This window comes from Nocardiopsis sp. NPDC055824, from assembly GCF_053616335.1.
This window is the reverse complement of record NZ_JBSHDN010000265.1, coordinates 1-7,532: the sequence shown is the minus strand read 5'-3', so window position 1 is coordinate 7,532 and position 7,532 is coordinate 1. Positions and strand designations below refer to the sequence as shown.

Below are 7,532 nucleotides of genomic sequence, written 5' to 3'. Positions count from 1 at the left end.
GGCTCCCACCCCGTGGACGGGGGTGGGAGCCGGCGCCCCCTCCCCGCCGTGTCCCCGGCGTTCGCGTGTGCCGGCGCCCCTTCCCCCGTGCCCCTGCCGGTCGCGTGTGCCGGAGGCCGCTCCCGCAGGCGCCGGGGCCGCTGCCCGGCCGGGCAGCGGCACGGTCCGCGGCGCCGTCCGGCCCCGCGCCGACTCAGGTGTGCGGGGCCCCTCCCTCCGGCGCCGTCCGCCCGGTGTCCCGGTCCCGGAGCGCGCGGGCCAGCCCCCGCAGGTGCGGCACGAGCTCGCGGGGGACGAGCTCGGGCGCGTCCGCGGAAGGGGCGTGCGGGTCGCGGCCGCGCAGGGCGATCGTCTCGGACGTGTGCGGTGCCATGGGGAGACCTCCGTGCCGGGGAAGGGCGGTGCACCCAGCTCTCTCGGACAGAGCCCCGGTCCCGGGCGGGCCGACGGCCCCCGGAGGGGCGGTCCCCGGGTCCGGCACCACCACGCGGTCGAGGCCCGGCGTCGACCGCCCCCGGAGGAGCGGCCCCCGGGCCCGGGTGGTAACCGTGGTCTCTCACGGCCGGTGGAAGGCGGGCACCGTCCGAGAGGAGTCCCCGGGAGGCGGCCCCGCGCGGCCCGCGCCCTCCCCTCCCCGCGCCCTTCCCCGCACCCGCCGACGAGGAGACCCGACACGGTGACCCCCGTTCCCGCACCGCACAGCCCGCCCGGCGCCGCCCCGGACGCCGGGGGGCCGCCGCCCAGCGGTGTGGTGGTCGGCGTCGACCTGCGCGGCATCCAGGCCTACGTGTACAGCGGGCGCCGCATCCTGGACGCGGTGGGACGGGCGGCGCTCGTCGCCGAGCTGACCGACACCTCCGACGCCGAGCACGGCATCGCCGACCTGGTTCCCCCCGGCTGCGTGGTCCTGCGCGACGCGGGAGGGGCGCTCACGGCGGTCTTCCCGGACGCCGCGGCCGCGCGCCGGTTCACGGCCCGCTACACGCGGCGGCTGCGCGACCGCGCGGGCGACCTGAACCCCGTGGTCGCGCACGTCCCCTACGGCGCGGCGGAGGCCGCGGGCCCGGGGGCGCCGGCGGACGGCGGGCCGGGCGCCGCGGCGGCCCCCGCGCCCGTCGCCGGGGTCGACGCGGCCCTGGCGGTCCTCCCGCAGCGGCTGCGGGAGGCCAGACGGCACATGTCGGCGCTGCACACACCGGCCCACGGGTACGGCATCACCGCGGTCTGCTCCGTCAGCGGCGGCCCGGCCGAGACGGTGGACAGCAGCCGGGCCCAGGACGACCACCCCGACGTGCACGAGCGGGTGACCGCCGACGTCGCCAGGGCCCGCGGGATCGGCCGCCGCTGGCACCGCGCCCACAGCGCGGACTGGCTGGCCGGAGCCGCCACCGCCACCGGCGCGCCCGCGCTCGCGCTCCCGATGGAGGTCGACCGGCTCGGCCGCGACCACGGCGAGGTCAGCAGGATCGCGGTGGTCCACATCGACGTCAACGGCCTCGGGATCATCCTGGGCTCCTACCGCGAGCGCGCGGGGGACCCCCGCGTGCCCGGCTCCGGGGCGATGGCCCAGCGCCTGCTGTCCGGACGCATCGCCGGCCTCACCGAGGGACTGGCCCGGGTCCTGGTGCGCGCGGTGGCCGCCACGGTGCGGGCCGAGCCCGGTCGGGCCCCCGTCATCCCGGGCGCCGGCGCCGCCCGGCCCGTCACCCTCCACCACGTCCCGCCCGGCCCCGTCCGGATACCGGTGCGCCCCATCGTGGTCGCCGGGGACGACCTCACCGTCCTGTGCGACGCACGCCTGGCCCTGAGCCTGGCCCGCTACGCGCTCGACTGGCTCGACGCCGACCCCGAGCGGATCGGCGACCCCCACGACCCCCGGGTGGCGCTGCACCGCGCGCTCGCCGGGGCCCACGGCGGACCGGCGGGCGCGGGCCGGACCGTGCGCCGCCCCGACGGGGGCGGGCACACCACCTTCGTGCCCACGGTCGGGGTGGGGATCGCGGTCCAGCCGGTCGGCGCGCCCCTCTCCCTGGGCTACGACCTGTGCGAGGCGATGTGCCGCAGGGCCAAGGAGCACAGGGTCGCGCTCGCCGAGGCCGACCCCGGGGCGCCGGACGAGCACGCCGTCGCCTGGACGACGCGGTTCGACGGCGTCGACCGGGTCCTGCGCCGCCTCGACGGCGCCCGTCTGGCGTCCGTCCCCCGCACCGGGCTGCCGTTGACCGGGACCGGGTTCGCCCGCTTCCTCGACCGGTACCTGTCGGCGTCCGCCCCCGGCAGCCTGCTCGCGGAGGGGGACGCCCGGCGGCGGAGCTGGCTGGTCTCGTCCCTCGTGCCCCTGCTGGAGTCGGGCGCCGACCCCGGCCCCGAGCTCGCCCGCCGCGCCCGTGTGACCGGAGGCCCCGTCGGACTCCCCCGGGAGTGGACCCCCGGCGCGCTGCTCGACGCGGTCGAGGTGATGGACCTGTACCTGGACCCCGGGCTGGCGGCGGCGCTCGAGCCCCACCGGCCCCGGCCGCGGGGGCGGGCGGGTTCCGGCGGCCCGCACCCCCCGGCTCCGCCGGGGGGTGCGCGGACGTGAGCCCGCCGGACCGCATCGTCGTGTGTCTGGCCTCCCCCGCCCTGTTCGTCGGCGCGAGCGCGGACGGGACGGGCGCGGACACGGACGTGGTCACCGACGAGCACGGTCTGCCCTACCTGCCCCGCCACCGCCTCGCGGCCAGGCTGCGCGCGGGGGCGGCCGACGCGCTGGGGGCGGCCCCGGAGCTGGCCGCCGCGTGCGACGAGGTGTTCGGCCGGAGGCGCTCCCACGGCGCGGACCGGATGCTGCGGGTGGGCCACGCCGTCCTGGGAGAGGACGTCCGCTCGGCGGTCGCGCGCGCCCTGGCCGGCCGGGACGAACCCCTGCGCTCCGTCCTGCGCCGGGCGGTCACGGACGCGTACACCGCCCTGGAGTCGGGGACCGCCGTCGGACCGGACGGGGCCCCGGAGCCGGGGAGGCTGCGCACGAACCGGGTACTCCTGCCGGGGCCGACCCTGTCCGCGACGCTGACCTGGGCGACCGCCCCCGGAGAGGCGCACTGGCGGCTGCTGGCCCGGGCCTGCCTGGCCACCACCCGGATCGGGCTGAGGACCACGCGCGGACGGGGCCGGGTGGACGTGCGCCTGGCCGGGGCGGACGGGGACCCGCACGCGGTCACGCTCCGCCTGGCCGCGCCGGTGAGGAAGGGGCCGGACCGGGAAGGGGTACGTGTGTGAACACCGGCCCCCTCCAGGACGCGTCCCGCGGCCGGCGCCCCGCCCCCGCGGCGGGCACCGCGCCGCCCGCGGGGGTGGGTGCGTGAACCCGCTCCCCGCCACCGGTTACCTGCCGCTGCGCTACGTGCTCACCGACACCCTGGCGGTGCGCACCTCCCTCGACCCGCTGCGGATCGACTCGGAGCACTCCATCGGCGGGCGCGCCCAGCGCGGCATGCTCGCCGCGGCGCTCCGGCGTGCCGGCCGCGAGCGCGAGCTGCTCGACTGGGTCGCCCGCGGCGACCGGATCCGCTTCGCCCCCGCCTACCCGCGCCTCGAACCGGGGGCCGACCCGGGCCTCCCGGCGGACTCCGCGCCGGCGCGGGCGCTCGTGGCCTACCCGGCCCCCGCCCACCTCTACACACCGGGCAAGAACGGCGACACCACCGTCGACGTCTTCGCGGGAACCGACCCCGCCACCCCCTACCGGGCCGTTCGCGGCCACGTCACCCTCGACCGCTCCCTGCGCGCCGCCGTGCGCACCACCGCCGAGCAGTACCTCGGACGGTCCCGCACGGGCGACCGGTCCCAGGGGGTCCCCTTCTTCGCGACCACCGTCGACCCCGGCCAGGTCTTCGAGGCCCGCTGGCAGCTGCTCGCCGCCGACAGCGGCTCCCTCCGCGACCTCGCCGAGCGCGTCGCCGAGGTCCTCGACGAGGCGGACGGCACCCTCACCCTCGGCTCCGGCGGCACCCGGGCCCACGGCGGCGTCAGCGTGGCCCCCGCGGACCCGCACCGGCTGCTGTCGTCCGACCGGGTCGCACACCCGCACACGCGCCACTGGCCCCCCGGCGCCCCCCTCGACCTCCTGCTGCTCTCCCCGGCCCTGCTGGTCGGCGAGGAGGGCCAGTCCAGCCCGCGGGCGCTGGTGCCCGCCGTGCTCGACCTCCTCGCCCGCCGCCTCCCCGGCTCCGGCGCCAGGGTGCTCGCCCACCACGTGGAGGCCGGGCTGCTCGGCGCCTACCACCGGGGCTACCGAGGGCCGATGGCGCAGCGGTGGGCGGCCGTGCCGGGTGCGGTGGTGCGCCTGCGACTCGACGGCGGCCTGACCGCCGACCAGGCCCGCGACCTGGAGGCCCACCCGCTGGGCGAACGGGTGGTGGACGGCCACGGCCAGTTCACGCTCCTCCCGGTCCCGCCGGGCGGGCCCCGCCCCCTCGCGCCGACCGCCGTCCCGCTCGCGGCGGCCCCGTCCGCGGGCCGGCCCCCCGCGCGTGTCCCGCCCCCGCCGGCGCCCACCGGGGCGGTTCCTGCGGCTCCTGCGGTCCCGGAGGTTCCTGAGGTCCTTGAGGCCCCAGTGGTTTCTGCGGTTCCGGCGGTTCCGGCGGTCTCGGCGGTCCCTGTGGTCCCGACCGCCACGGGCGGGGAGGGCGGGCTCGAGGAGCTCTACGACGAACTCCTGTGGAACGCCGCCTCCCGTCCGGTCCGCGATCACGCACGCTCCCTCGCCCGGGACTCCGCCCGGGGGCTCGCCCCCCTCACCCCCAGCCTGCTCGGACGCCTCCGCGAGGTCGTGGGCCACCCCCACCGCACGCCCGAGGACGCGCTGACCGCCCTGGGCCGCACCGTCTCCGGCCGTGCGCGCGGCCGGGCCGACCGGGCGGGCACGCACAAGGCCCTGCACGACCGCGCCGTCCGCGCCCTCGCCGGGGCCCGGCTGTCCCGGCCAGGCCGACCCGGTCCCGTCTCCGTGCAGTCCTGGCTCGGAGCCCTGGCCGACGGTGGCGCGGCCGCCGCGTGGTGGCGCGACAACAGGCCCGAGCCCCCGGACAGCCCCGCCTACTCCCGGGCACTCGCCGCCGTCGACCTCTCCCTCACCGACGGCCTGCCGCCCCGCGACCACCCCAGCGGGCTCTCCTCCCGTGCCCGCGTGTGGGAGCGCCGGGCCGCTCCCCGCCTGGCACTGCTCCTCGCCTCCTCCTGGCTGTCCGAGGCCGGAGTGGTCCTGCGGGCCGCCCAGGAGGGCCGCCACGATCCTGGGGGAGGCGGTTGAGCACCCGCCCCGCCCGCCCCGGGCCGCTCTGGGAGATCGCCGTCCGGCTGTGCCTGCTCTCCGACACCCACATCGGCGCGGCCCGGGCGGTGCCCCGCCACGCCGCGGAGGGCGACGTCGACCTGCGCGTGGACCGCGACCCCCGCACGGGCGTGCCCCGGCTGCGCGCGACCACCCTGGCGGGCCTGCTTCGCCACGAACTCGCGGCCCGCACCGAGGACCCCCGCAAGGTGAGCCGGCTCTTCGGGGCGCCGGAGTCCGGGCCCCCGCCCGGCGGGGAGCCGGACGCGCCCGCGGCGAGCGCCCTGGACGTCGACGACGCCGCCGCCGAGCTGCCCGAGGGCACGACCGTCGCCGTCCGCGTCGGCACCCGGGTGGACCCGGCCTCCGGTACCGTCCGCCCGGGGCACATGTGGCAGTGGGAGGTGCTGCCGGCGGGCACCGTGTTCACCGCCCACATGCGGCTGCGCGTGCCCGCCCCCGCCGACGAGGAGCTCCTGCTCGACCTGCTGGTCCTGGCCGCCGACGGGTTCTCCGGGGAGGGCCCCGGCATCCGCGTCGGGGGGCGCACCGGACGCGGCCACGGCGCCGTCCGCGCCACGCACTGGACCGCGGAGCGGCACGACCTCACCGACGAGCGCGCCTGGTTCGCCTACCACGCCCGGTCCTGGGCCGACCGCTGGGAGCGCGGGGCCGCGGCGCTCGCGGACGCCCCCGCCGAGCTGTCCACCGCGCTGGCCGCGCGGCTGCGCGCCCACGGGCGGGCGGCGGCGGCAGCCCGTCTGGAGGCACGCCCCGCCCGCCCCGACCGGCGCCACCGCGCCGAACTGCGCCTGACGCTGGCCGTGGCCGAGCAGCCCGAGCCCGCCGGACCGCCGCCGCGCAGCCCCCGCCCCGGCCTGATCATGGTCGGCGACGTGCCCGCTCCCGAAAGGCTCGGGACCGTGGACCGGGCACACCGCCACCGCCCGGTCGTGTCCGACGCCGACAAGGCCTCCGTCCGCCTCGCGCCGGTGCTCGGGGACACCGCCCTGTTCGCCCTGTTCAAGAGGATCGGGGGCAGGCTGGTCCGGGACGCCGCCGAGCACCTCGGCGCGGAGGGGGCCCGGTGGCAGGAATGGCACGCCCACTGGTGGGGGGCGGACACAGGGCCCGGGGGCGCGCGCCCGCGCCCCTCGCGGGTGCGCCTGAGGGCGGCCCCCCATCTCAGGGGCGGCGCGCACCTGACCGCCACCCGCCTGACCGTGGACTCCCTGTTCGGTGACGCGGTGGAAGGGCGGGTGTTCACGAGCGACCTGCACTGCGGCGGCAGCGGCGAGGTGGTCCTGGACGTCCGCGACCCCGACGACGCGGTGCGCGGCCTGCTCGTGCTCGTCGTGCGAGAACTGGCGACGGTCCCCTTCGACACCCTCGGGGCCGGAGCGGGGAGCGGGAACGGACGCCTGACCGCGACCCGGGCCGCCCTCACCACCTGGACCGGTGACGGCGGGCCGCCGCACCGGGTGGACCTGCTCACGGCGCTCTTCGCCCCGGGCAGCGCGGAGGCGGCCACCGCACGCGGGTGGGTGTCGGCCCTGAGGAGCCGGCTCGCGCCGGGGGGCGGGACGGCGCGGGCCGGCGGGGAGCGGTGAGGCCGGGGCACGGGGCGGGGACGGACGACGGGACGGAAGGGAGCACAGGTGGACCACACACCCCCGAGGCCGGAGGGGCTGGCCGTCCGGCGGCTGGACGGCGGACAGGTCGAGGGCGTCCTCGACGACGTCTTCACGCGCGGCGTCCGCTGCCGCCTCCTGGACACCGGGACCGACGGGATCCCCGGAGCGCCGGAGGCCCCGCAGTGGCTGCTCGCCGAACTCGGCGACGGACGGATCACCGGCGCGTGCCCGGGCGGGCGCTGGCGCCGGTCGGACCACCCGTCCACCGCCGACCTGTCGGCCCCCGCGCTGAGGCCCGCGACCGACCGGTGGCGCGTCCTGGAGGTCCTGGTGTTCGGCCCCCGCGCCCAGATCAGGCTCGGGGAGGGGGCGGAGGACGGGTGGATCAGCGCGGACGACCCCGCCCCGCTCCCGGAGTGGCTGCGCCCGCGCGACCGCTCGTTCCTCCTCCAGGGGTGGAACGGCCGGGCGCACAGCCGCACCCTCGGCGGGGACGTGCCCTTCTCGGCGACGAGCGAGCCCTCCGGCACCCGGGCCGCCCTGCCGGTGGGGTGGACCGACTTCACCGGCCGCGCCCGCCCGCGTCC

Annotated in this window: 6 protein-coding genes; 5 read left to right on the top strand and 1 reads right to left on the bottom strand. The window is 79.6% G+C overall.

Translation table 11 applies throughout. The features are described from left to right. Positions 1-193: 193 nt before the first annotated feature. Positions 194-373 carry a hypothetical protein gene (locus ACWGL3_RS29640; protein ID WP_267949006.1) on the bottom strand — a complete coding sequence of 60 codons (180 nt, stop codon included), beginning with the start codon at positions 371-373 and terminating at the stop codon, positions 194-196. A 303-nt stretch (positions 374-676) separates the two neighbouring features. On the opposite strand from ACWGL3_RS29640, the gene ACWGL3_RS29635 reads away from it, so the two are divergent. From ACWGL3_RS29635 to ACWGL3_RS29615, 5 genes are all read left to right on the top strand, one after another. Then, positions 677-2,581, top strand: a complete 1,905-nt coding sequence (locus ACWGL3_RS29635) for a hypothetical protein (protein WP_452462054.1) — start codon at positions 677-679, stop codon at positions 2,579-2,581. Next, positions 2,578-3,258: a hypothetical protein gene (locus ACWGL3_RS29630; RefSeq protein ID WP_452462053.1), complete on the top strand. Its 681-nt coding sequence runs from the start codon at positions 2,578-2,580 to the stop codon at positions 3,256-3,258. The genes ACWGL3_RS29635 and ACWGL3_RS29630 overlap by 4 nt, the downstream gene beginning before the upstream one ends. Positions 3,259-3,340: 82 nt before the next feature. Continuing rightward, positions 3,341-5,290: a hypothetical protein gene (locus ACWGL3_RS29625; RefSeq protein ID WP_452462052.1), complete on the top strand. Its 1,950-nt coding sequence runs from the start codon at positions 3,341-3,343 to the stop codon at positions 5,288-5,290. Next, the gene (locus ACWGL3_RS29620; protein ID WP_452462051.1) at positions 5,287-6,921 is read left to right on the top strand and encodes an RAMP superfamily CRISPR-associated protein; all 1,635 of its coding nucleotides are present in this window, start codon (positions 5,287-5,289) and stop codon (positions 6,919-6,921) included. The genes ACWGL3_RS29625 and ACWGL3_RS29620 overlap by 4 nt, the downstream gene beginning before the upstream one ends. Positions 6,922-6,969: 48 nt before the next feature. Continuing rightward, a partial coding sequence (locus tag ACWGL3_RS29615) for a hypothetical protein (RefSeq protein WP_452462050.1) occupies positions 6,970-7,532 on the top strand: 563 nt, incomplete at its 3' end.